General features: G+C 73.6%; 20 protein-coding genes, 1 pseudogene and 1 riboswitch. Of the genes and pseudogenes, 4 read left to right on the top strand and 17 right to left on the bottom strand.

Translation table 11 applies throughout. The features are described 5' to 3' along the window. Nucleotides 1–2: 2 nt before the first annotated feature. The 6 genes from ACQP0N_RS12655 to rpe all read right to left on the bottom strand — a co-directional run bounded on the left by ACQP0N_RS12655 (nt 3) and on the right by rpe (nt 5,677). Nucleotides 3–1,265, bottom strand: coding sequence for a bifunctional 3,4-dihydroxy-2-butanone-4-phosphate synthase/GTP cyclohydrolase II (locus tag ACQP0N_RS12655; protein WP_433120180.1), 1,263 nt, complete (start codon nt 1,263–1,265; stop codon nt 3–5). Continuing rightward, nucleotides 1,262–1,951 (bottom strand): nicotinamide riboside transporter PnuC, encoded by a 690-nt coding sequence (gene pnuC, locus ACQP0N_RS12650; RefSeq protein WP_433120178.1) that lies wholly within the window; start codon nt 1,949–1,951, stop codon nt 1,262–1,264. The genes ACQP0N_RS12655 and pnuC overlap by 4 nt, the downstream gene beginning before the upstream one ends. Beyond that, nucleotides 1,951–2,568, bottom strand: coding sequence for a riboflavin synthase (locus tag ACQP0N_RS12645; RefSeq protein WP_433120176.1), 618 nt, complete (start codon nt 2,566–2,568; stop codon nt 1,951–1,953). The genes pnuC and ACQP0N_RS12645 overlap by 1 nt, the downstream gene beginning before the upstream one ends. 1 nt (nt 2,569) lies before the next feature. After that, nucleotides 2,570–3,631, bottom strand: a complete 1,062-nt coding sequence (ribD, locus tag ACQP0N_RS12640) for a bifunctional diaminohydroxyphosphoribosylaminopyrimidine deaminase/5-amino-6-(5-phosphoribosylamino)uracil reductase RibD (RefSeq protein WP_433120174.1) — start codon at nt 3,629–3,631, stop codon at nt 2,570–2,572. A gap of 158 nt (nt 3,632–3,789) precedes the next feature. Further along, nucleotides 3,790–3,960: riboswitch (FMN riboswitch) on the bottom strand. A gap of 78 nt (nt 3,961–4,038) precedes the next feature. Further along, nucleotides 4,039–4,995 carry a GGDEF domain-containing response regulator gene (locus ACQP0N_RS12635; RefSeq protein ID WP_433120172.1) on the bottom strand — a complete coding sequence of 319 codons (957 nt, stop codon included), beginning with the start codon at nt 4,993–4,995 and terminating at the stop codon, nt 4,039–4,041. 1 nt (nt 4,996) lies between these two features. Further along, nucleotides 4,997–5,677, bottom strand: a complete 681-nt coding sequence (rpe, locus tag ACQP0N_RS12630) for a ribulose-phosphate 3-epimerase (protein ID WP_355053098.1) — start codon at nt 5,675–5,677, stop codon at nt 4,997–4,999. Between the two features lie 254 nt (nt 5,678–5,931). On the opposite strand from rpe, the gene ACQP0N_RS12625 reads away from it, so the two are divergent. Together ACQP0N_RS12625 and ACQP0N_RS12620 are read left to right on the top strand one after the other, a co-directional pair. Continuing rightward, complete coding sequence (locus tag ACQP0N_RS12625; RefSeq protein ID WP_357133410.1) at nt 5,932–6,822, top strand: septum formation family protein; 891 nt, start codon at nt 5,932–5,934, stop codon at nt 6,820–6,822. Between the two features lie 84 nt (nt 6,823–6,906). Continuing rightward, on the top strand, nt 6,907–7,797 hold the full coding sequence (locus ACQP0N_RS12620) for a septum formation family protein (RefSeq protein WP_433120169.1): 891 nt from the start codon (nt 6,907–6,909) through the stop codon (nt 7,795–7,797). A gap of 81 nt (nt 7,798–7,878) precedes the next feature. Here the strand turns inward: ACQP0N_RS12620 and ACQP0N_RS12615 are convergent, their stop codons facing one another. The 5 genes from ACQP0N_RS12615 to ACQP0N_RS12595 form a co-directional block, all read right to left on the bottom strand. Next, entirely contained in the window at nt 7,879–9,357 is a 1,479-nt protein-coding gene (locus ACQP0N_RS12615) for an RsmB/NOP family class I SAM-dependent RNA methyltransferase (protein ID WP_433121593.1), read from the bottom strand. Then, on the bottom strand, nt 9,312–10,238 hold the full coding sequence (gene fmt / locus ACQP0N_RS12610) for a methionyl-tRNA formyltransferase (protein ID WP_433120167.1): 927 nt from the start codon (nt 10,236–10,238) through the stop codon (nt 9,312–9,314). Before fmt ends, ACQP0N_RS12615 begins: the two co-directional genes overlap by 46 nt. A 5-nt stretch (nt 10,239–10,243) precedes the next feature. Beyond that, on the bottom strand, nt 10,244–10,801 hold the full coding sequence (gene def / locus ACQP0N_RS12605; protein ID WP_355053093.1) for a peptide deformylase: 558 nt from the start codon (nt 10,799–10,801) through the stop codon (nt 10,244–10,246). 45 nt (nt 10,802–10,846) lie between these two features. Then, nucleotides 10,847–12,115: a cytochrome P450 gene (locus tag ACQP0N_RS12600; RefSeq protein WP_433120165.1), complete on the bottom strand. Its 1,269-nt coding sequence runs from the start codon at nt 12,113–12,115 to the stop codon at nt 10,847–10,849. A 79-nt stretch (nt 12,116–12,194) separates the two neighbouring features. Next, the gene (locus ACQP0N_RS12595) at nt 12,195–13,076 is read right to left on the bottom strand and encodes a tetratricopeptide repeat protein (RefSeq protein ID WP_433120163.1); all 882 of its coding nucleotides are present in this window, start codon (nt 13,074–13,076) and stop codon (nt 12,195–12,197) included. Here ACQP0N_RS12595 and ACQP0N_RS12590 point away from each other — a divergent pair. Further along, nucleotides 13,050–13,436, top strand: coding sequence for a hypothetical protein (locus tag ACQP0N_RS12590; RefSeq protein ID WP_433120161.1), 387 nt, complete (start codon nt 13,050–13,052; stop codon nt 13,434–13,436). The genes ACQP0N_RS12595 and ACQP0N_RS12590 overlap by 27 nt on opposite strands. On the opposite strand, the gene ACQP0N_RS12585 is transcribed toward ACQP0N_RS12590, so the two are convergent. Beyond that, nucleotides 13,423–14,610 (bottom strand): NB-ARC domain-containing protein, encoded by a 1,188-nt coding sequence (locus ACQP0N_RS12585; protein ID WP_433120159.1) that lies wholly within the window; start codon nt 14,608–14,610, stop codon nt 13,423–13,425. The genes ACQP0N_RS12590 and ACQP0N_RS12585 overlap by 14 nt on opposite strands. Nucleotides 14,611–14,920: 310 nt before the next feature. On the opposite strand from ACQP0N_RS12585, the gene ACQP0N_RS12580 reads away from it, so the two are divergent. Continuing rightward, nucleotides 14,921–16,201 carry a hypothetical protein gene (locus tag ACQP0N_RS12580; RefSeq protein ID WP_433120157.1) on the top strand — a complete coding sequence of 427 codons (1,281 nt, stop codon included), beginning with the start codon at nt 14,921–14,923 and terminating at the stop codon, nt 16,199–16,201. Between the two features lie 85 nt (nt 16,202–16,286). Here the strand turns inward: ACQP0N_RS12580 and ACQP0N_RS12575 are convergent, their stop codons facing one another. The 5 genes and pseudogenes from ACQP0N_RS12575 to rpoZ form a co-directional block, all read right to left on the bottom strand. Continuing rightward, a complete protein-coding gene (locus ACQP0N_RS12575; protein ID WP_357133425.1) occupies nt 16,287–17,270 on the bottom strand; it encodes an AAA family ATPase in 984 nt (327 codons plus the stop codon). A 147-nt stretch (nt 17,271–17,417) separates the two neighbouring features. Next, nucleotides 17,418–19,330 (bottom strand): annotated as a pseudogene (locus tag ACQP0N_RS12570) (primosomal protein N'). 59 nt (nt 19,331–19,389) lie between these two features. Beyond that, a complete protein-coding gene (gene metK / locus ACQP0N_RS12565; protein ID WP_355624166.1) occupies nt 19,390–20,583 on the bottom strand; it encodes a methionine adenosyltransferase in 1,194 nt (397 codons plus the stop codon). 87 nt (nt 20,584–20,670) lie between these two features. Then, the gene (coaBC, locus tag ACQP0N_RS12560; protein WP_433120154.1) at nt 20,671–21,879 is read right to left on the bottom strand and encodes a bifunctional phosphopantothenoylcysteine decarboxylase/phosphopantothenate--cysteine ligase CoaBC; all 1,209 of its coding nucleotides are present in this window, start codon (nt 21,877–21,879) and stop codon (nt 20,671–20,673) included. Nucleotides 21,880–21,893: 14 nt separating this feature from the next. Continuing rightward, a complete protein-coding gene (rpoZ, locus tag ACQP0N_RS12555; RefSeq protein ID WP_074318577.1) occupies nt 21,894–22,157 on the bottom strand; it encodes a DNA-directed RNA polymerase subunit omega in 264 nt (87 codons plus the stop codon). Nucleotides 22,158–22,206 lie beyond the last annotated feature (49 nt).

The following is a 22,206-nucleotide window of genomic DNA, read 5'->3' as shown; positions in this document are numbered from 1 at the left end:
CGTCATGCTCCGATCTCGTCGTTGGCGACCGGACGCCCCAGCGGCGCCTCGGACACCTCGTCCAACTCGTCCAGCAGGTGACCCATCCGGTCCCGCTTGGTGCGCAGGTAGCGCAGGTTCTCCGGGTGCGCGCCGGCCGGCAGGCCCTCGCGGCCGGTGATGGTGAGCCCGTAACCCTCCAGCCCGGCCCGCTTGGCCGGGTTGTTGGTGAGTAGTCGCATCGAGCGCACGCCCAGGTCGTAGAGGATCTGCGCGCCGGTGCCGTAGTCGCGGGCGTCGGCCGGCAGGCCCAGGTCGAGGTTGGCGTCGACGGTGTCGCGGCCCTGGTCCTGCAACTGGTACGCCTGGAGCTTGTGCAGCAGCCCGATGCCACGCCCCTCGTGGCCGCGCATGTAGAGCACCACACCCCGGCCCTCGCGGGCGACCCGGGCCAGCGCGGCGTCCAACTGCGGCCCGCAGTCGCAGCGCAGCGAGCCGAACACGTCCCCGGTGAGGCACTCGGAGTGCACCCGGACCAGCACGTCCCGGCCGTCACCGAGGTCTCCGATGACCAGGGCGACGTGCTCGGCCGGGTCGTGCTCGGAGCGGTAGCCCAGCGCGCGGAACACCCCGTGCCGGGTGGGCATCCGGGCCTCGGCCACCATCTCGACCTGCTTCTCGGTCCGCCGCCGGTAGGCGATCAGGTCGGCGATGGTGATCAGCACGAGACCGTGTTCGGCGGCGAACTTCTCCAGGTCCGGCAACCGCATCATGGTGCCGTCGTCGTTGACCAGCTCGCAGAGCACACCCGCCGGACGCAGCCCGGCGAGCCGGGTCAGGTCGATCGCCGCCTCGGTGTGCCCGGGCCGGCGCAGCACCCCACCCTCGCGGGCGCGCAGCGGCACCACGTGCCCGGGACGCGCCAGGTCCGTCGGGTCGGTGGCCGCGTCGGCGAGCAGTCGGATGGTGTACGCGCGGTCGGCCGCCGAGATGCCGGTGCTGACCCCCTCCCGGGCGTCGACGGTCACCGTGTACGCGGTGCCACGCCGGTCCTGGTTGGTGTGGTGCATGGGCGGCAGGTCGAGCCGGTCGGCCTCGCTCTCGGTCAACGGCACGCAGACGTACCCGGAGGTGTAGCGCACCATGAACGCCATCAGCTCCGGCGTGGCCAGCTCGGCCGCGAAGATCAGGTCGCCCTCGTTCTCCCGGTCGGCGTCGTCGACCACGACGACCGGCCGTCCGGCCGCGATCTCGGCGACCGCGTGCTCGATATCGGCGAAGCTCATGCGACGGCCTCCGTGTAGGTGGGCGGGAGTGCGGTGGCCGGGCGGGTGGCGCGCGACGTGTGCCACCAGGCGGCGAAGCCCCAGGCGCAGAGGGCGCCGTAGATCAGGTACATGACCGCCGACGGGTAGAACCCACCGCGCAGCAGCAGCGGCACGCCGACGGCGTCCACGGCGATCCACACCAGCCAGAACTCGACCCAGCCGCGGGCCATGCCGTAGGTGGCGAGCAGACTGCCGGTGAGGATCCAGGCGTCCGGCAGCGGGCCCCAGGAGCCCAGCGCCTTGAGCAGCGGGTACGCCGCGGCGGTGCCGACGACGGCGGCCAGCAGCAGGGCGAGCCGTTCCCGCCCGGTGGCCCAGCGCGGCAGCACCGCGGCGTGCTGGGCGTCGGCCCGACGGTTGCGCTGCCAGCGCCACCAGCCGTAGACGCTCACCGCGAAGAAGAAGACCTGCCGGCCGGCCTGCCCGTACAGGTCGTGAGCCTGCGGGGTGGCGAACACACCGCCGAGGAAGACGGTGAACAGCAGCGCGTTGCCGATCATGCCGACCGGCCAGGCCCAGACCAGCCGGCGCAGCCCGAGCAGCGCCGAGATCAGGCCGAACGCGTTGCCGACGATCTCCCGGACCAGCACCGGCGAGCCGGCGACCTGCACCTGGGCGTCGAGGAGCCAGCCGATGGCGCTCATCAGGCCACCTCGCCGGTCTCGGTGAGCCGGCTGCCCAGCAGCCGCTCGACGTACTTGGCCACCACGTCGACCTCGAGGTTGACCGGGTCACCGACGCCCTTCGCGCCGAGGGTGGTCAGCTTGAGGGTGGTCGGGATGAGCCCGACGGCGAACTCGTCGACGCCGACGGCTGCCACGGTCAGCGACACGCCGTCGATCGTGATCGAGCCCTTCTCCACCACGTACCGCGACAGCTCGGCGGGGAGCCGGAACCGTACGGTCTCCCACTGCTCGGCCGGCTCGCGGGAGATCAGCTCGCCGACACCGTCGACGTGACCCTGCACGAGGTGCCCACCGAGGCGGCTGCCCAGCGCGGCGGCCCGTTCCAGGTTGACCGGGTCGCCCGCGTGCAGCGCGCCCAGCGCGGAGCGGCGCAGGGTCTCACCCATGACGTCGGCGGTGAAGACGCCGTCCGCCGCGTCCACGACGGTCAGGCAGACACCGTTGACGGCGATGGAATCACCGTGCCGGGCGTCGGAGGTGACGAGCGGGCCCCGCACGGCGATCAGCGCGGAATCACCCGCTGTGGCCGTGACGCGCACGATCTCGCCCAATTCCTCGACAATGCCGGTGAACATGTCAGCCCTCCCTCTTTCGGGGCAAAGCGGTGATCCGGAGATCCGGACCGACCTGCGTAACGTCGACGAGCTCCAGATCGATGGCCTCAGCGATGGTCGTCACTCCCGCGTCGACCAGGGCGGTGGGGCCGGCGCCGAGCAGCCGCGGCGCGACGTACCCGACGATCTTGTCCACCAGGCCGGCGGCCAGGAACGCGCCGGCCAGCCGGGGCCCACCCTCCAGCAGCACCGCCCGGACGCCGCGCTGGTGCAGCGCCGCGAGCAGCGCCGGCAGGTCGACCCGGCCGTCCTTGCCCGCGCCGACCTCGGCGGCGGTCGCGATCCACGTCCGCGCGGCGCCGTCGCGGACCCGGGCGTCCACCGGGGTACGCCCCGAGCTGTCCACCACGACCCGCAGCGGCTGCCGGATGGCCAGGCTGCCGTCGCGCAGGTTGCGGGCGGTCAGGCGCGGATCGTCGGCGAGCACGGTGCCCACCCCGGCGATGACCGCGTCGACGGTGCCGCGCAGCGCGTGCACGTCGATCCGGGCCGCCTCCGAGGTGATCCACATGCTGGTGCCGTCGGCGGCGGCGGACCGGCCGTCGAGGGTGGCGGCGTACTTCCAGATGACGTACGGCCAACCCCGGCGCATCGAGGTCAGCCAGGCCACGTTGCCGGCCTCGGCCTCCTCGCCGCGTACTCCCAGGTCCACCTGGACCCCGGCGGAGCGCAACGTGGCCGCGCCCCCGGAGGCCACCGGGTTCGGATCGGGTACGGCGATGACCACCCGGGCCACGCCGGCCTGGACCAGCGCGGTGCTACAGGGGCCGGTGCGGCCGGTGTGGTCGCAGGGTTCCAGAGTGACGACCGCCGTGCCGCCCTTGGCCCGCCGGCCGGCCTGGGCCAGCGCGACGATCTCGGCGTGCGGTCCGCCCGCGTACGCGTGGAAGCCCTCGCCCACGACCTGGCCGTCCGCGTCGAGCAGCACGCACCCGACCACCGGGTTGGGGCTGGTGGTGCCCAGCCCGCGCGCCGCCAGCTCGATCGCACGCCGCATCGCCTCGTCGACGGAGACGCTGGCCATCGCCCTGTCCTGCCCTCTCACTCGCCTCATCGCGCGGGCGGTCAGGGAGGCGGTATGGACCGCGGGCAGGCGGCGGCGGATTCCGGGTACGGCACAGCCGCCCCGGGTGGGCGGCACGGCACGCTGAAGCCAGCGGCCGGCTCGGACCCGTCCGTCCCGCGCGCTGTCTCCCATCCGGACTGTCTGGGCGCGGACGAGCCGCCCCCAACCGTCGGCCCCGGATTTTCACCAGGTCCACCGGGCGGCAGAGCCGTCCGGGTCGCGGGCTGACCACGGTTGGACCGTGGATCACCGCCGGTTCGGAATTTCACCGAGTCCCGCCAGCGCGTGGTGGGTACTTCGCAGTCTTACACGCCGAACCCGGCGTGTCGTTATTCAGGCGAGCTACTTCACAGCGGGATCACGCGTCAGGTGACGCCGCGCCGCCGGTCCACGGCGACGTACGACCCCGGTTGGCTCTTGGCGACCGTCTTCATCTCCGAGGCCACCGCGATGGCTTCGAGCGGGTCGGTGAACCGCTTGCCGGCGTCGGACAGCGAGACGCCGATCGAGAGCGTGACCAGGGCCGCCCGGCGGATGTTGCCGCGCCGGTCCTTCAGCTCGACGAAGCCGCGCTCACGGTCGTTCGCGTCGTAGAGCGTGTCGGCGGACTTCTCGAAGTCGACCACCGCCCGGGAGGTGAGCGGGCGGACCTGGTCGGGCGCGCAGACGATCACGAAGTCGTCGCCGCCGACGTGGCCGAGGAAGGCCGGGGGCAGCCCCACCGCCACCACGGCCCGGTGCAGGCTGCGGGCCAGGGCGGAGATGAAGTCGTCGCCCCGGACGAAGCCGTACCGGTCGTTGACGCTCTTGAACCGGTCGATGTCGATGTAGCCGACCGCGTAGTCCACCCCCTGCCGGACCCGGTCGCTGATCTCCCGCCGGATGCGGCTGTTGCCGGGCAGTCCGGTGAGCGGGGACACCTCCCGGAACTCCTTGTTGCGCCGCAGCGTCGAGGAGACCCGGGCCACCAACTCGGCGGTGTCGAACGGTTTGACCAGGTAGTCGTCGGCGCCCGCGCTGAGCCCGTGGACCTTGTCCACGGTCATCCCCTTGGCGGTCAGCATGATCACCGGCAGGGCGGAGGTCATCGGGTCGGCGCGTAGCCGCCGGGTCAGCTCCAGCCCGTCGATGCGGGGCATCATGAGGTCGACCACGGCGAGGTCGGGGCGCTGGCGCTCGATGACCTCCAGGGCCTCCTGACCGTCGCTGGCGTGGATCACCTCGAAGCCGTGCAACCGCAGGTTGAACTCGACGAACCGGGCGATGTCCTCGTCGTCGTCGACGACGAGGATGACGTCCTTGCGGTCGGCCTCGGGCTCCATCTCAGGCCTCGGGCGCCGCGCGTTCCGCCAGCGCCCGCAGGTGCCGTACCGCCTCCGCCGGGTCGGCGGCGCCGTAGACGGCGGTGCCGGCCACGAACGCGTCGGCGCCGGCCGCGGCCGCCTGCTCGATGGTGTCGGCGGCGATCCCGCCGTCCACCTCGATGCGCAGCTCCAGGTGCCCGGCGTTCACGTGCCGGCGGGCGGCGCGGACCTTGTCCAACAACTGCGGGACGAACCGCTGCCCGCCGAAGCCCGCCTTGATCGTCATGATCAACAGGGTGTCGAAGCTGGGCAGCAGGTCCAGGTACGGCTCGATCGGGGTGTCCCGGTCGATGGCCAGTCCGGCCTTCGCGCCGGCCGAACGCAGGTCCTTGGCCAGGGCCACCGGGTCGTCGGCCGCCTCGGCGTGGAACGTGACGTTGTACGCCCCGGCGTCGGCGTACCCCGGGGCCCACCGACGCGGGTCGTCGATCATCAGGTGCACGTCGAACGGCATCGTGGTGGCGGCCCGCAGGCTCTGCACCACGGGCAGCCCGATGGTCAGGTTGGGCACGAAGTGGTTGTCCATCACGTCCACGTGCAACCAGTCCGCGGCGTCCTCGACGGCACGGACCTCTTCGGCGAGGCGAGCGAAATCGGCGGCCAGGATGCTCGGCGCGACGATTGGCGGCGGTACGGTCACGGGGCCAGTGTACGAACGCGGCCACCCGCCGCCCGCAGCACGGCACCAACTCCGACACGCTGTGATCCAGCAGTGACCAGTAGTGCAGAATAAACCGATCCGGATCCTCGAATCCGGACGAACAGACATCAGTGGCTGGCCGATCGACCCAAACGCGACGACACTCCAAGCGGGACGGTGCCGTAGGCTGCACGCCCGCCGGGGTCGCGCCACGGGGCGCGGCGACCGGTCGCCAGCTCCCGGGAGGGCGGACGATGCGACGGTGGCTTGCAGCGCTGGCGCTGGTCGGCGTCACGACGATGCTGCTCTCCGGCTGCGCGCCGGCACGCGGCGCGGACGGTGATCTCACCGACGACTGGCCGGAACTGCGGGTTCCCCGACCGTTCACCCCGGCCACCGACACCTGCCTGCCCCGGATCACCGCGGTCGTGCAGGCCAGCACGTACGAGACCGTCGACTGCGCCCGCAGCCACCTCGCCGAGGCGATCCACGTCGGCACGTTCACCGGGCCGGCCGCGCGGGCCGGCGCCCGGCCGGGCCCGGGTTCGACCGCGCTGCGCGCGGCCCGCGCCGAGTGCGACCAGCGGGCCCGGGACGTGCTCGGCGGCGACTGGCACACGGCCCGGCTCACCCTGACGCTGTCGCTGCCCACGGCGCCGGCGTGGACCGGCGGCGCACGCTGGTTCCGCTGCGACCTCAGCGAGACCGACAGCATCGACAACACCCGCCCGGTGAACCGCGTCGGCAGCCTGCGTGGCGCGCTGATCGGCGACAGCCCACTGACCCACCGCTGTTTCGATCCCAAGCTGATCGGCGACAACCTCAACTACATGGCCCCGGTGCTCTGCACCGAGCCGCACCGCGCCGAGTTCGTCGGCGTCTACGAGGAGAAGGACCTGAGCTGGGCGGCCTTCACCCGCTCCGGCGAGCAGGCGCACCGGCGCTGCATGGCGCTGATCGCCGCATACGTGGCGGTGCCCAACAACAGCGAGCTGCCGTATCGGGCCGGGTCCATCTACTACCCACCGTCGCAACGGGAGTGGGAGGAGGGCGACCGCGGGGTGCGCTGTTTCCTGTGGAGCGACGACCGGAAACTCACCCGTTCGATGCGCGGCGCCGGCCCCGAGGGACTACCCGCGATCTGAGCTACGGTGCCGTATGCTGCTGCGCCGTGGCGTTACCGGCCGGCTGGAGGTCGACCGGAGGTCACCGGCGGCGGGAGGTCGAAGATGCGACGGTGGTTGACGGCGATTGCCGGGGGCGCGGCGGTGGCCCTGGCCCTCGCCGGCTGTGGCACGCCCACCGGAGTTGACCGGAACCTCACCGACGACTGGCCGGCCCCCGTGGCGGCGAAGCAGTTCGTACCCGCGGCCGGTGTCTGCCACCACTCCTTTCAGCAGGTCGGCTTCCTCAGCGGCTACAACCCGATGGAGTGCAGCGAGGCGCACCGGGTGGAGACCATCCACGTCGGCACGCTCACCGGGCCCGCCGCGGAGCGCGGCACCACCCCGCCCGCCGGCTCCGAGGGCATGCGCGCCGCACAGGCCGGCTGCGAGAAGGAGGTCACCAAGGCGGTCGGCGGCGACTGGCGCTCCGGACGCCTGGGACTGACCGTCGTGCTGCCGTCGTCGCCCGCCTGGGCCGGCGGCGCCCGTTGGTACCGCTGCGACGTCACCGAGATCGCCAGCATCGACGACACCGCCGTCGACCTGCGCACCGGCAGTCTGCGCGGCGCGCTGGCCGGCGCGGCCCCGCTGGCCTACCGCTGCTTCAACCCGAAGCTGGTCAAGGACGACATCGAGGCGATGGTGCCGGTGTCCTGCACGGCGAAGCACCACGCCGAGTTCGTCGGGATCTGGCGGGCCCCGGACATCAGCTATGCGGAGTTCAACCGCACCACCAAGCGCACCCACCGGGCGTGCCAGTCGGTCACCGCCAAGTACGCCAAGGTGCCCGACGACTCCAAGCTCGACTTCCGCGCCGGGACGATCTACTACCAGCCGTACGAGCAGGAGTGGAAGAACGGCAACCGTGGGGTGCAGTGCTTCCTGTGGATCAGCGACCGGAACCTGACCCGCTCGATGCGCAACGCCGGCGACAAGGGCCTCCCGATCACCTGACCCCCGCTGAGCTGAAAGGAAGGGCCCCTTGTTAACGCCTGGCGTATAACAAGGGGCCCTTCTTTCAGCTAGCGGGGCGGCTCAGCCCTTGCGCAGGACGGCGAGGAACATCGCGTCGGTGCCGTGCCGGTGCGGCCACAGCTGCACGGTGGGGCCGTCACCCAGGCCGGGCATGCCGGCCGGCAGCAACGGTCGGGCGTCGACGAAGTCCACCGCCACACCGCTGCGGCGGGCCGCCTCGGTGACCGTCACGTGGGTCTCCACGGTGTGCGGCGAGCAGGTCACGTAGGCGACCAACCCGCCCGGACGGACCGCCCGCAGCGCCGCGCCCAGCAGCTCGCGTTGCAGCCGGGTCAGCGGCGGCAGGTCCGACGGCTGCCGCCGCCAGCGCGACTCGGGACGCCGACGCAGCGAGCCCAGCCCGGTGCACGGCGCGTCCACCAGCACCCGGTCGAAGTGGCCCTCCGGCAGCTTCGGGTCCGCGCCGACCTCACGACCGTCCATCGCGAGCACGGTGACCGGGAGGCCCCGGGTCGCCTGGGACACCAGCCGGGCCCGGTGCTCGGCCACCTCCACGGCGGTCAGGCGGGCGCCCCGCTGCGCGGCGATCGCGCCGAGCAAACCCGCCTTTCCGCCGGGGCCGGCGCACAGGTCCAGCCAGCGCCCGTCCGGGCCGTCCAGCGGCGCGTCGGCGAGCGCGGCGGCCACCAGTTGGGAGCCCTCGTCCTGGACGTGGGCGCGGCCGTCGACCACCGCCGGCACGTCGCCCGGGGCGCCGCCCGGCAGATAGACGGCGTACGGGGAGAAGGCGCCGGGCGCCCCGCCGACCGCGTCGGCCAGCTCGACCGGATCGATCAACCCGGGTCGGGCGCACAGGTGCACCGGGGGACGTTCGTTGTCCTCGATCAGGAGGCGGGCCGTCTCGCCCAGGTCACCGCCGAGCGCCTCGGAGAAGGCCCGCACGATCCACTGCGGGTGGCTGTAGGCCAGCGCCAGGTGCCCGACCGGGTCGGTCTCGATCGGCGGCGCGAGCTTGGCCACCCACCCGTCGATGTCCCGGGTCGACACCTCGCGCAGCACCGCGTTGGCGAACCCGGCCGCGCCCGGCGCGACCGAGCGGACCAGGTCCACGGTCGACGACACGGCTGCGTGCGGGGGCACCCGCGTGTGCAGGAGCTGGTACGCCCCGATCCGCAGCGCGTCGCGTGCCGGCGGGTCGATCCGGGCCACGTCCCGGCCGGCCGCGTCGCTGAGGATCGCGTCCAGCGTGCCCAGGTGACGCAGCGTGCCGTAGGTCAGCTCGGTGGCGAAGGCGGCGTCGCGGCCGTACAGCCCCTCCTCCCGCAGGATGATGGGCAGCACCAGGTTGGCGAAGGCGTCGTCGCGGTGCACGGCGGCCACCGCCTCGTACGCCGCGCGGCGCGGCCGGTCCAGCGGCGGTCGCGCCGGCCGGCGGTCGCCACCACGGCCGGTCGACGGACCGCCCCGGTACGGACGCGTCCCCTCCGGGGCCGTCACGCGAGTCCCTCGCCGGCGCCGACGCGGACGCCGCGCGCCCAGTCGGTGGCCGCCATGGCCCGCTTGCCCGCGGCGCGGACCTCACCGAGGCGCACCGGCCCGGTTGCCGTGCCGGCCAGCACGCGGGTCTTTTCCACCAGCAACTCCCCCGGTTTCAGGTCCGGGCCGTCGGCCACCGTCCCGACCGGGCCGAGCTTCACCCGCTCGTCGCGGAAGGTCGTCCACGCACCGGGCGCCGGGGTGCAGGCGCGGATGCGCCGGTCCACCGCGAAGGCCGGGTCGCCCCAGCGGACCCGGGCGTCCTCCACGGTCAGCTTTGGCGCGAGGGACACCCCGTCGGCCGGCTGCGGCTCGGCGCGGGCGGTGCCGTCGGCGATCGCGTCGAGCACGGCCACGAGCAGCCCAGCGCCACTGTCGGCGAGGCGTTCCAGCAGTTCACCGGAGGTGTCGCCGGGACGGATCTCGTCGGTCAGGGTGCCGTAGACGGGCCCGGTGTCCAAGCCCTGCTCCAGTTCGAAGACGCTGGCCCCGGTCAGCTCGTCGCCGTGCAGCACCGCGTGCTGCACGGGCGCGGCTCCCCGCCAGGCCGGCAGCAGCGAGAAGTGCAGGTTGATCCAACCGTGGCGGGGGATCTCCAGCGCGGACGGCGGCACCAGCGCGCCGTAGGCCACCACCGGTACGCAGTCCGGGGAGAGCGCGCGCAGCCGGTCGAGGAACTCCGGGTCGCGGGGACGGGCCGGCGTGAGCACCTCCACGCCGTGCTCGTCGGCCCACACGCCGACCGGGGAGCGGGACAGGCCCCTCCCCCGTCCGGCGGGCGCGTCGGGTCGGGTGACCACGGCGACCAGCTCGTGCCGGGAGGCCGCGACGGCGGCCAGGGCGGGTACGGCCACCGCCGGAGTGCCGGCGAAGATCACACGCATCCGGGTCACCGACCCAGACCGAAGGGGTCGCTGATGTGCGGGCTCAGCTTGACCGTGGGCGGGGCCGAACCGTCGTACCACTCGGCCTGGCGGATCGCCTTCATGGCCTCCTTGCGCCCCTGCGCGTCCAGTCGGTCCAGGAAGAGCACCCCGTCGAGGTGGTCGGTCTCGTGCTGCACGCAGCGCGCCATCAGACCGCTGCCGACGATCTGCATCGGGTCGCCGAACGAGCTGAAGCCCTTGGCGACGACGTTCTGCCGGCGCTTGGTGTCGAAGTAGAGCCCGGGGATCGACAGGCAGCCCTCCGGGCCGTCCTGCTCCTCCTCGTCGGGGAACTCCAGCACGGGGTTGATCAGGTGCCCGAGCACGTCGTCGACGTCGAAGGTGAACACCCGCAGGCTCACGCCGAGCTGCGGCGCGGCCAGACCGGCCCCGTTCTGCTCCCGCATCGTGTCGGTGAGGTCGGCGACGAGCCGACGTAGCTCGGCGTCGAAGTCGACCACCGGATCGGCCGGCGTGCGCAGCACCGGATCCCCAAAAAGACGGATGGGCTGGACGGTCACGCGGGACGGCTCCTTCGTCGGACGGGCGAGCGGTGCCGTACCAGTCTACGGAGTGCCCGGCAGCGCGCCGGCCGGCGTACCTCGATCGGCCGGGGCCGGTGTGCCCAGCGTCACCAGCAGGCTCTCGTAGCCGCGCAGGGTCAGCCGGGTCCGGTGCCGGGGCGGCTCGGCCAGTGCCAGCTCGGGCAACCGGCGCAGCAGCAGCGGGAACGCCAGCTGCGCCTCCAGCCGGGCAAGGCCGGCGCCGAGGCAGTAGTGCGGACCGGCACCGAAGGACAGCGGGTGCGCCTGCTCACGGGTGGGGTCGAAACGCTCCGGGTCGGTGAAGCGGCGGGGATCGCGGTTGGCCGCGCCGAGCAGCAGCAGCGCCGTGCTGCCGGCCGGCAGGTCGAGCCCGCCGCAGCGCACTGGCGCCGCGCTGGTCCGGGTGGTCAGCTGCACCGGGGAGTCGTAGCGCAGCAGCTCCTCGACGTACGCCGGGACGAGCCCGGGTTCGGCGCGTAGCGCGTCGGCGTCGTCGGGGTGGCGCAGCAGCACGACGAGGCCGTTGCCGAGCAGATTGGTGGTGGTCTCGAAGCCGGCCACCAGCAGCACCACCAGGTTGGCCAACAGTTCGTCGCCGGTGAGCCGCTCGCCGTCGGCGTCGTGAACCTGGACCAGCGCGGTGGTCAGGTCATCGGCCGGTTCCCGGCGCCGGGCGACGATCAGCTCGACGAAGTAGTCGCGCAGCTCGGCTGCGCCCGCGTCGGCGACTGCCAGCTCCTCGGTGGTGATCTCCGGCTCCAGCACCCCGGTCATGTCGCCGGCCCAGCGGCGGAACAGCGGTCGGTCCTGCGCCGGCACGCCGAGCAGCGCGCAGATCACCCCGACCGGGAGCGGGTACGCGAAGTCGGCGAGCACGTCGACCGGCCGGCCGTCCTCGGCGCGCTCGATCATCGCGTCGAGCAACTCCTCGGCCTGCGCCCGCACCACGTCACGCATCCCGGCGATCCGGCGCGGACTGAACACCCCGGCGGCGAGCCGACGCATCCGGCTGTGGTCGGGCGGGTTGGTCCGCAGCATGGACCGGGCGATCGACTTCATCGCCGGGCTCTGCCGCCAGTTCGGCCACACCTGGTCCCGCAGCGCGTCGTCGAGCACCACGAGCCGGGGGTCGCGCAGCAGCTCGTCGACCTCCGGGTAGCCGGTCACCACGTACAGGCCGGGCAACGCCTCGACCACCGGACCGTGCGAGCGCAGCCGCTCGTACGTCGGGTACGGATCGACGCGTCCCTGCGGTGACATGAGCAGTGTGAGCGCCTCGGCAGCCTCCATGGTCGGCCTCCCCGTCGATGCGTGGAAGGCTCCATCATCCCGGTGCCGCCGCCGGAAGGCATCCCCTGCCCGGCGCTCGTCAGCCCCGGGCGGTCGCCGCCGCGGCCAGCAGGGCACGGACCCGCTCGGCGTCGGGATGGCCGAGGTCGTCGAGGATGCGCAGGGCCCGCCGCCAGGTCCGCACGGCGCCGACGGTGTCCCCCGCCGCCTGCCGGCTCTCGCCGAGCCGGGACAGGGTGTCCGCCTCGTCGTAACGGTCGCTGATCCGCCGGTAGAGCCGGAGCGCGCGCCCGTAACAGCGGATCGCCTCGGCGTGGTCACCCAGGCGGGCGTGGATGAAGCCGAGGCTGTCCCAGGTGTTCGCCTCACCGTGCCGGTCACCGGTACGGCGCAGCAACGTCAGCGCCTGCCCGCAGTGCGTGAGCGCCGGGGCGTACTGCCCGAGCTGGGCGTGCGCCCAGCCGACCGCGTTGCGGGCGCTCGCCTCCCCGGCGAGGTGGCCGGCGTCGCGGTACAGCGCCAGCGCCCGCTGCCCGTGCTCCAGCGCCTCGGCGTGCCGGCCGAGGCCGTCGAGCATCGCCCCGAACGCGCGGTGGGTACGCGCCTGCCCGGTGTGGTCACCCAACGCCCCGAAGATCGTCAGCGCCTCCCGGTAGTTGGTCGCCGCCTCGTCCACCCGACCCAGCCGGGACAGCACCCGGGCGAGGTCCCGGTGGGCGTTCGCCTGCCCGAGCCGGTCGCCCGCCCGGCGGGCCCCGGCCAGGGCGGTCCGCTGGGCGGTGGCGAGGTCCGGCCACCGCCCCCGGCGTTGCAGGAAGTCCACCAGCGTCCACGCCAGCTGCCAGGCGTGGCCGTCGAACCCGATGTGCCGGGCGTGCGCGACCGCCGCCAGGAGCACCGGGTACTCGGTGGTGAACCAGGCGAGCGCCCGCCCGTGGTCGACGATCTCCTCGGGCCGCACACCGGGTGCGGCCGGGGCCAGGGTGACCGGATCGCGGCCCGGTTGCAGCAGCAGCGCGGCCGCGTGGGCGGTGTGCAGGTAGTGGTCCAGCCCACGCCGGATCGCGGCCCGTCGGGCGCCGGCCGGCTCGAACCGTTCGGCCTGCTGGACGGCGTACGCCCGGAGCAGGTCGTGCGCGCCGAACCGCCCGGGGCGTGCTCGGTGACAAGGTGCGCGTGGGCCAGCTCCGCGAGCAGTCGGGGCGCCTGCTCCCGGGGCACCCCGGCCAGGCTGGCCGCCGCCGCCACGCCGATGTCCGGGCCGGGGTGGCAGCCGAACAGCCGGAACAGCCGTGCCGCCGGGGGCGTCAGGCTCCGGTAGGACCAGGAGAACACAGCCTGCACGTCGGTGCCGGCATCACCGGCGTCGAACGACTCCAACGGGCGGGGCGCCTCGCGCAGCTCGGCCGCGAGGCTGGCCAGGGGAACCCGGGATTCGCCGCGCCCCGCGCGGCGAGTACCGCCAGCGCCAGCGGCAACCGCGCGCACCGCTCGATGATCTCGTCCACCGCCCCTGGCTCGAGGGTCAGCCGGTCCGCGCCGAGCCGGCGGGCCAGCAGCTGCCACGCCTCGGCGGCGCTGAGCAGCTCCACGCCCACCGGCCGGGCGCCCTCGGCGGCGACCAGACCGGCCAGGCGGTTGCGGCTGGTGACCAGGACCAGGCAGGTCGGGCTGCCGGCCAGCAGCGGCCGGACCTGCTCGGCGTCGCGGGCGTTGTCCAGCAGCACCAGCATCCGACGGCCCGCGAGCAGGCTGCGGTACAGGCCCACCTGCGCGCTCAGATGGGTGGGGATCCGTTCGGGCGGCACCTCGAGGGCCTCGAGAAACCCCCGGACCGCCTCGACAGGAGTCACCACCGTGCCGGTGGAGTCGAATCCCCGCAGGTCGACGTAGAGCTGACCGTCCGGGAAACGGTCGGCGACCCGATGCGCCCAGTGCACCGCCAGGGTGGTCTTGCCGACCCCGGCCGTACCGGACAGGGTCACCACCCCGGCCGGCGCCAGGCCGCCGTCGTCGGCGGCGTCCGGGCTGGCACAGGCGGCGTCGAGCTGCGCGAGCTGGGCGGTACGTCCGACGAATCCGGGCAGTGCCGGGGGCAGTTGACGGGGTACGGGGAGGCGGTTCGACATCGCGGCGACCCGTGCGCCGCCGCTCTGGGGACGCACCGCCCCGGTGCCCGCCCGTACGTCGGTCGCGTGCTCACCGGTGGGGCGTCGGCGGCGCTCCTCGATCCGGTCCCGCGCGGTGGCCAGCACGCCCTGCTCGGTGGGGCTCGCGCCGAGCAACCGGATGAGCGCGTCGAACCGCTCCGGCGGGGGCAGGACATTGCCGGCGAAGTACTCCCCGATGATGCCGCGTGACCAGCCGGTCTTCGCCGCCAACTGCCGGTAGGTCAGCCGGGTCTCGCCCTGTTGCCGTGCTTCGCGGCGGCGCAGTTGACGCAGCAGACCGGCCAGATCCGGCAGGCTCTGCGCCGCGACGGCACGGCGTGCCACGTCGCACGCCCCAGACGACTCCTGCGCATCGGCACGAACGCCGGGAGGAATCCACTGGTCGGACATGCGGCCCCCACCCCCTCGCGGTCACCCGGCCGCCCCGGATGCCGACACGGGCAGGCTAGACGCGGCCACCGGCAGTGAGATAGGAGATCGCCGATGTTTGACAGTTCACATCGGACCTTTCGCCGTCCGATGCTGTCCGACCGTGTCCAATCCCGTCCAGGATCGCCGTCCGGATCGGACGTCGCGTGCCACCGTCCCTGGTGCGGGCCCGGCCCGCGCCACGAACCCTGGGGAAGGGGTACAGATGATCCGTCCACACCCGAACGCCCGACGGTCCGCGTCGATGCTGCGTCGCATCGCCGTGGCCGCCTGCGGCCTCACGCTGCTCGTCACGGGCGTGACCGCCACGTCGGCCACCGCCGCGCCGAAGGGCAAGGCCACCACCACCGGATCGTTCGTCGACGGCACCACGGTGCCGGGCGGCTTCGCCTCCTGGTCGGAGCTGCTCCAGTTGCAGCAGCGGATGAACACCGCCGCCGCCCAGATCACCAACGCCGCGCAGCGCAGCGCGAACTCCGGCTTCGCCGGCATCGTCGCCGATCCCACCACCCGGCACCTCCAGGTCTACTGGAAGGGCGAGCCGCCGGCCCGACTGGTGGCCAACGCCCGGGCCACCGTCGCGACGACGGTGCTGCCCGCCGCGTACTCGCAGCGGGAACTGATGGTCGCGGCCGACAAGCTGCGCGCCACGGCCGGCGACAAGATCACGACCGTGGGGCCGCGCGCCGACGGCGCGGGCCGGTTGGTCGGTACGCAGAGCGGTCTGCTCGGGGCGACGGCTATGGCCGGCGTTCCGGTGACCGTCCAGACCGGCGTCGCCGCCGCTCCCGCCACCCGGTGGGACGACAGCCCGCCCTGGTGGGGTGGCGCGGCGTGGCGCAACACCTCCACCGGTGGCGGCTGCTCGACCGGCTTCGGCGTCTACCAGGGTGGGGTGTCGCGGGTGCTCTCCGCCGCGCACTGCGCCAACCTCAACGTCGTGGCGGCCGACCCGACCGGGCAGACCATCGGCACCGTCATCAGCCGCAACGTCAGCAGCGACACCCTGCTCATCGCGGGCAGCGGCGGCGGTCGGGTCTTCAACAACAGCACGGACGCGGCCGGCGCGGTGGTCAGCGAGTTCAGCAACCAGGTGATCGGCGCGCAGGCCAGCCAGGTCGGCAACTGGGTGTGCAGCTCGGGCGCGTACTCCGGCACCCGCTGCTCGATCCAGGTGAAGGCCCGCAACCTGTGCATCAACGTGCGCAACTTCGGCACGGTCTGCGGTCAGGTGCAGGCGGAGAACACCGCCCACACCAACGCGGTCGGCCAGGGTGACAGCGGCGGCCCGGTGGAGATCGTGAACGCGGCGAACACCCTCCAGGTCTGGGCGACCGGCACCAACACCGCCATCGACGACACCAACACGACGACGGCGTGCACCGGCTACGTGACCTCCGGGCGGGTGTGCGCCTGGCGGTTCTACTACGAGGACATCTTCTCCGGCATGGCCGGCGTGGGCGCCTCCGGGGTCGTCCTGGGCTGACGCCTCCGCACGACCATCGTCCAACCCGACACCCGGGCCGGCGCGCATCCCGCGCGCCGGTCCGGGTGTCGCGCCCAGGCTGCGCCTAGGCGCCGACGCCCGTGTCCGCCGCGAGCACGGCGTCGCCGCGCAGCAGCGCCGGCTCCGGCAACGGCAGGTGGATTTTGTGGGCCGCCTCCCAGTCGTAGACCAGGCCCGGCCGCACCTGCGCGGCGAAGTAGTCCACGGCGCTCATCCCGCCGACGACCGGCTCGTCGACCTCGGCGACGAGCTGGGCCGGCACCAGGGAGAAGCCGTTCTGCAGGGCGGCGCTGAGCCGCCGGTGACCGTCGACGACGAAGAAGTACTCCCCCGTAAAGCCGATCTTGAGCGGCTCCAACGACTCGTCGCCGGCCTCGGCCACGTCGCCGACGAACTCGCTGTCCCAGAGGCCACGCAGGGTGGCGATGTCCTCGGTCGGGTAGACCCGCGCCGGATCCAGCAGCAGCAGCGGCGGGCCGTCGCGCAGCACCTCGGCGCCGAGCGTGCCCTCGTACGCGGCGACGATGTGCTCGACCACCTCGGCGGCGGAGGCCCGGGTGGTGTCACAGATCAGGTCGTAGTTGCGCAACCGCGCCTTGTCCACCCCGTAGCGGAGGATGAACCGGCTGCGCTCGCTGGCGCTGCGCTCGCGGAGCTTGGCCTTGGCCTCCTCGTGCGAGGCGTAGCTCTCCGCCGGGCCGGACGGGCGGGCCAGCACCCGGCGGGCCGCCTCACCCGGCTCGGTGATCATGTGCACCTTGAGCGCGTCGGTGAAGAAGTGCCAGGCCAGCCGCGAATCCATGATCAGGTGTTCGCCGGAGGCGGCGATGTCGCGCTGGAGCTGGTCGACGTACCCGTCGACGGCCTGGTCCAGCTCGGCGTGCAGGTTGAGTTGCAGGGCGGTCATCTGCCGCTGCTGCGCCATCTCCCGATAGAGATCACCCACGCTGACCCGGCGCATACCGAGCCGCTTGGCGATCTCCACCGACACCGTGCTCTTGCCGCTGCCGAGGTCGCCGTTGAAGACGATCGATTGTCGAACGGTCACGACTGGTCCACCCCTGATAACCGGCTTCCTGACATCATCGACAGCCCGAGCATGACGGGCGATGCTACCACCTCGTCACCAGCGTTCTGCCGGACGCGGTGTGCGGGCACCGGTCGCCGCGCCCGCCTGCCACCGCCTGCGAAACGGTCAGAACAGGCTCAACGGATCGACCTGGAGACGAACCGGCTCGGCGGCCTTGCGGGCGGCGCGCACCCCGGCGGCCGAGTGCAGGGCCTCGGCGAGCGCGGCGGCCCGCGCCCGGGGCACCCGCAGCAGCATCCGCTCGCGCCCCTCCTCGGCCGGCACGGGCCCGAGCACCTCCGCGTCGGCGGGAAGTCGGGCCTCGGCGAGCAGGTCGGCCACCGCCTCGGCCGGACCGGTGACGCTCGCCATCCGGACGGCCGGCGGGAAGCCCAGCTCGCGTCGCTCGGCCAGCTCCCGACCGGCGAACCAGGCGGCGTCCCAGCGCAGCAGCGCCTGCACCGGGGCGAGCGCGCCGTCGGCGACGACCACCACGCGGCCGGCCGGCGCCGGGCGGGCCAGAGCCGCCGCGGCCAGCCAGCGGCGCAGCGCCTCCTCGCCGGCACGCAGGTCGGCCCGGGTCAGCAGGGCCCACGAGTCGAGCAGCAGCACCGCGCCGTAGCCGCCCGCCGCGACCGGCTCGGCGCCGGGCGTGGCGACGACCAGGGCGGCCGTGCCGGGCACGTCGGTCAACACCTCCTCCCGCCCCGAGGTCCGCACCGGCACGTCGGGGAACGCCCGGCCCAGCTCCTCGGCGGTACGCCGGGCGCCGGTGACCGCCGCCCGCAGCCGCCGCCCGCCACACTCGGGACAGGCGTACGCGGCGGCGACCCGGGCGCACCACCGGCAGACGGGGTGCCGCCGGCCGACGGCAGGGCGAGCGGGCCGGCGCAGTGCGCGCAGCGGGCCGGGGTGCGGCAGTCGGCGCAGGAGACCGAGGGCAGGTAGCCGCGGCGGGGCACCTGCACGAGCACCGGCAGACCCGCCCGGAGCGCGTCGCGGGCGGCTGTCCAGGCCAGGCTGGGCAGCCGGGCGGTGGCCGCACCGGGATCACGGGCGAGCTGCGGGTCGTCCCCGGTCGGCGCGATGGCCGGTATCCGCGCCCGTACCGTCGCCCGGTCGGCGACCACCTCCCGGGCCCAGCCGGTCTCCAGCAGCAACTGCGCCTCGGCCGTACGCGCGTACCCGCCGACCAGCGCTGCGGCCTCGCCGAGCCGCGCCCGGGTGAGCAACACGTCCCGGGCGTGCGGATAGGGCGCGCGGGGTTCGGAGTGCAGGTCGTCCCCGTCGTCCCAGACGGCGACGAGACCGAGCCGGCGCACCGGGGCGAACATCGCCGCCCGGGTGCCGATGACCACCGGCACCTGCCCGCGACGGGCGGCGAGGAACGCCCGGTAGCGCCGGGCCGGCCCGAGGGCGGCGGAGAGAGCGACGTGCCGCCCCGGACCCAGCACGTCGGTCAGCGCCGCGTCGAGACGGTCGAGGTCGCGCGCGTCCGGTACGACGACCACCGCGCCGCGCCCACCGGCGACGGTGGCGGCCACGGCGTCGGCGTAGCGGGCGGCCCAGTCCTCGCCGGGCAGCGCCGACCAGACCGCACGGGCGGGCCGGCCGTCGGTGAGCGCCCGCAACAGCGCCGGACCGGCCGGATAGTCCCGCCATCCCCTCGGGTCGATCGGCTCCCCCGGCGCGGCCTCCGGCGTGGACTCCTCGTCGTGAGGCTCCTTCTCGACACGGGCGTGTCGGGGTGGCACGGCGAGCCGCAGGACGTCGGCGAGATTGCCGGCGTACCGGTCGGCGACCGCGCGGGCCAGACGGGCGACCTCGGGGGTCAGCACCGGCTCGGGCGAGACGACCTTCTCCAGGTAGGCGAGGCGGCCGGTGTGCCCGGAGTCGTCCGCCCGGGACAGCAGCCAACCGTCGACCAACTGCCCCGCGAAACGCACCTTGACCCGGGTGCCGGGCACCGCCACGTCGTCCAACTCGGCCGGCACGAGGTAGTCGAACGGGCGGTCCAGGTGCGCCAGCGGCACGTCCACGCAGACGCGCGCGACCGGCGACCCCGGTGCGGGTCGCCGGTCGCTACGCCTGGTGGCGGTCAGGCTCCCGCGGCCGACTTGAGGTCGGCGGCCCGGTCGGTGCTCTCCCAGGTCAGGTCCGGCAGCTCCCGGCCGAAGTGGCCGTACGCGGCGGTCTGCTGGTAGATCGGGCGGAGCAGGTTGAGGTCCCGGATGATCGCGGCCGGGCGCAGGTCGAAGACCTCGGAGACGGCGCTCTCGATCGAGGCGACCGGCACGGTCTCGGTGCCGAACGTCTCGATGAAGAGGCTCACCGGGTGCGCCTTGCCGATGGCGTACGCGACCTGCGCCTCGCACCGCTCGGCGAGGCCGGCGGCGACCACGTTCTTGGCCACCCAGCGCATCGCGTACGCGGCCGAGCGGTCCACCTTGGACGGGTCCTTGCCGGAGAACGCGCCGCCGCCGTGCCGGGCGTACCCGCCGTACGTGTCGACGATGATCTTGCGGCCGGTCAGGCCGGCGTCACCCATCGGGCCGCCGATCTCGAACCGGCCGGTCGGGTTGACCAGCAGCCGGTAGCCGTCGGTGTCCAGGCCGAGGCTCTCCAGCTCGGGCGCGATGACGGAGTCGCGCACGTCGGGGGTGAGCAGCGACTCCAGCGAGATGTCCGCGGCGTGCTGGCTGGACACCACGACGGTGTTCAGCCGGACGGGGCGCAGCCCCTCGTACTCGATGGTGACCTGGGTCTTGCCGTCCGGCCGCAGGTAGGGGATCGTGCCGTCTTTGCGCACCGCGGCGAGCCGACGGGCCAGCCGGTGGGCCAGCGCGATCGGCAGCGGCATCAACTCCGGCGTCTCCGAGCAGGCGAAGCCGAACATCATGCCCTGGTCGCCGGCGCCCTGCGCGTCCAACGCGCTCTCCGACGCCCCGGTCCGCAGCTCGAAGGCGTTGTCGACGCCCTGCGCGATGTCCTCGGACTGCGCGCCGATCGAGACGCTGACCCCGCAGGACGCGCCGTCGAAACCCTTCTTCGACGAGTCGTATCCGATGTCGAGGATGGTCCGACGGACGATGGTGGGGATGTCGGCGTACGCCTTGGTGGTGACCTCGCCGGCGATGTGCACCTGGCCGGTGGTGATCATGGTTTCGACGGCGACCCGGCTGTGCGGGTCCTCGGCGAGCAGCGCGTCGAGGATGCCGTCGCTGATCTGGTCGGCGATCTTGTCCGGGTGGCCTTCCGTGACCGATTCGGACGTGAAGAGGCGGCGTGTCACGGCACTCCTAAGCGTGTGAGGTCGTTCCGCGGCAGTCTAGTCACCGCTGCGGCCGGTGTCGGGGGCGGTCGCGCCCTGTTCCACCCGTCAGGAGCGGTTGGCCAGCCGCGCCACGACGAGGTCCCACACGGTGTCGGCCACCGCCTCCTTGGCCTGCTCCGGCAGACGACTCACCGAGCCGTCCGCGCCGATGACCGTCACCGTGTTGGTGTCGGCGCCGAAGACCCGGTCCGGACCGACCTCGTTGACCACGATGAGGTCGGCCCGCTTGCGGGCCAGCTTCGCCCGGCCGTTGGCCTCCGCGTCGCCGGTCTCGGCGGCGAACACCACCAGCACCTGCCCCGGTCGCTTGCGCTGGCCGAGCTCCGCCGCGATGTCGGGATTCGTGACGAGCTCGATGGTGGGAGCGACACCGTCGTCCGACTTCTTGATTTTGCCAGGCGCGTACGTCGCCGGTCGGAAATCGGCCGGAGCCGCCGCCATCACGACCGCGTCGGCCTCGTCGGCGGCCTTCAGGGTCGCCTCGCGCAGCTCGGCGGTCGTGCCGACCCGGACCAGGTCGACCCCGGCGGGGTCGGCGAGCGAGACGTTGGCCGCGATCAGCGTGACCCGGGCGCCGCGGGCGACCGCCGAACGCGCGAAGGCGTAGCCCTGTTTGCCCGAGGAGCGGTTGCCGAGGAAGCGGACCGGGTCCAGCGGCTCGCGGGTACCCCCGGCGGTGACCACCAGCCGGCGACCCGTCAGGTCCGCCGGGGTGGAGGCACCCCGGGCGAGGACCTGGCGGGCGACCGCGAAGATCTCCGCCGGGTCGGGCAGCCGGCCCTTGCCGGTGTCGGCGCCGGTGAGCCGCCCGACGGCCGGCTCGATCACCCGGACGCCCCGGGAGCGCAGCGTGGCGACGTTGGCGACGGTGGCCGGGTGCTCCCACATCTCGGTGTGCATGGCCGGGGCCAGCACCACCGGGCAGCGGGCGGTCAGCAACGTGTTGGTGAGCAGGTCGTCGGCGAGCCCGTGGGCGGCCTTGGCGAGCAGGTCGGTCGTGGTCGGCGCGACCACCACCAGGTCGGCCTGCTTGCCGAGGCGGACGTGCGGCACCTCGTGCACGTCGGACCAGACGTCGTCGGCGACCGGCTGGCCGGAGAGCGCCGCCCAGGTCGGCGCGCCGACGAATCTCAGCGCCGACGCGGTCGGCACGACACGGACGCGGTGGCCCGACTCGGTGAAGAGTCGCAGCAGCTCACATGCCTTGTAGGCAGCGATGCCGCCGCCGACCCCGAGGACGATCGAGGCGGACATCGACGGTAACGGGCCTACGGCTGGTCGGTCGGCTCGGCGGTGAGCAGGCCGCCGTTGATCTCGCGCATGGCGATGGAGAGCGGCTTCTCCTGCGGGGTGGTCTCGACGAGCGGGCCGACGTACTCCAGGAGGCCCTCACCGAGCTGGCTGTAGTAGGCGTTGACCTGGCGCGCGCGCTTGGCGGCGAAGATGACCAGCGCGTACTTCGACGTCGTCTTCTCGAGGAGCTCGTCGATCGGCGGGTTGGTGATGCCTTCGGGGTTGGCGATGGATCCCACGAATTAACCTCTGCGTCTTTCGAGCCGCGCGGACGCGGTGCTGAGTCCC

The sequence above is a fragment of the Micromonospora sp. CA-246542 genome, assembly GCF_050942905.1.
Classification (GTDB): Bacteria; Actinomycetota; Actinomycetes; order Mycobacteriales; family Micromonosporaceae; genus Micromonospora.
This window is presented reverse-complemented; position numbering and strand designations above follow the sequence as displayed.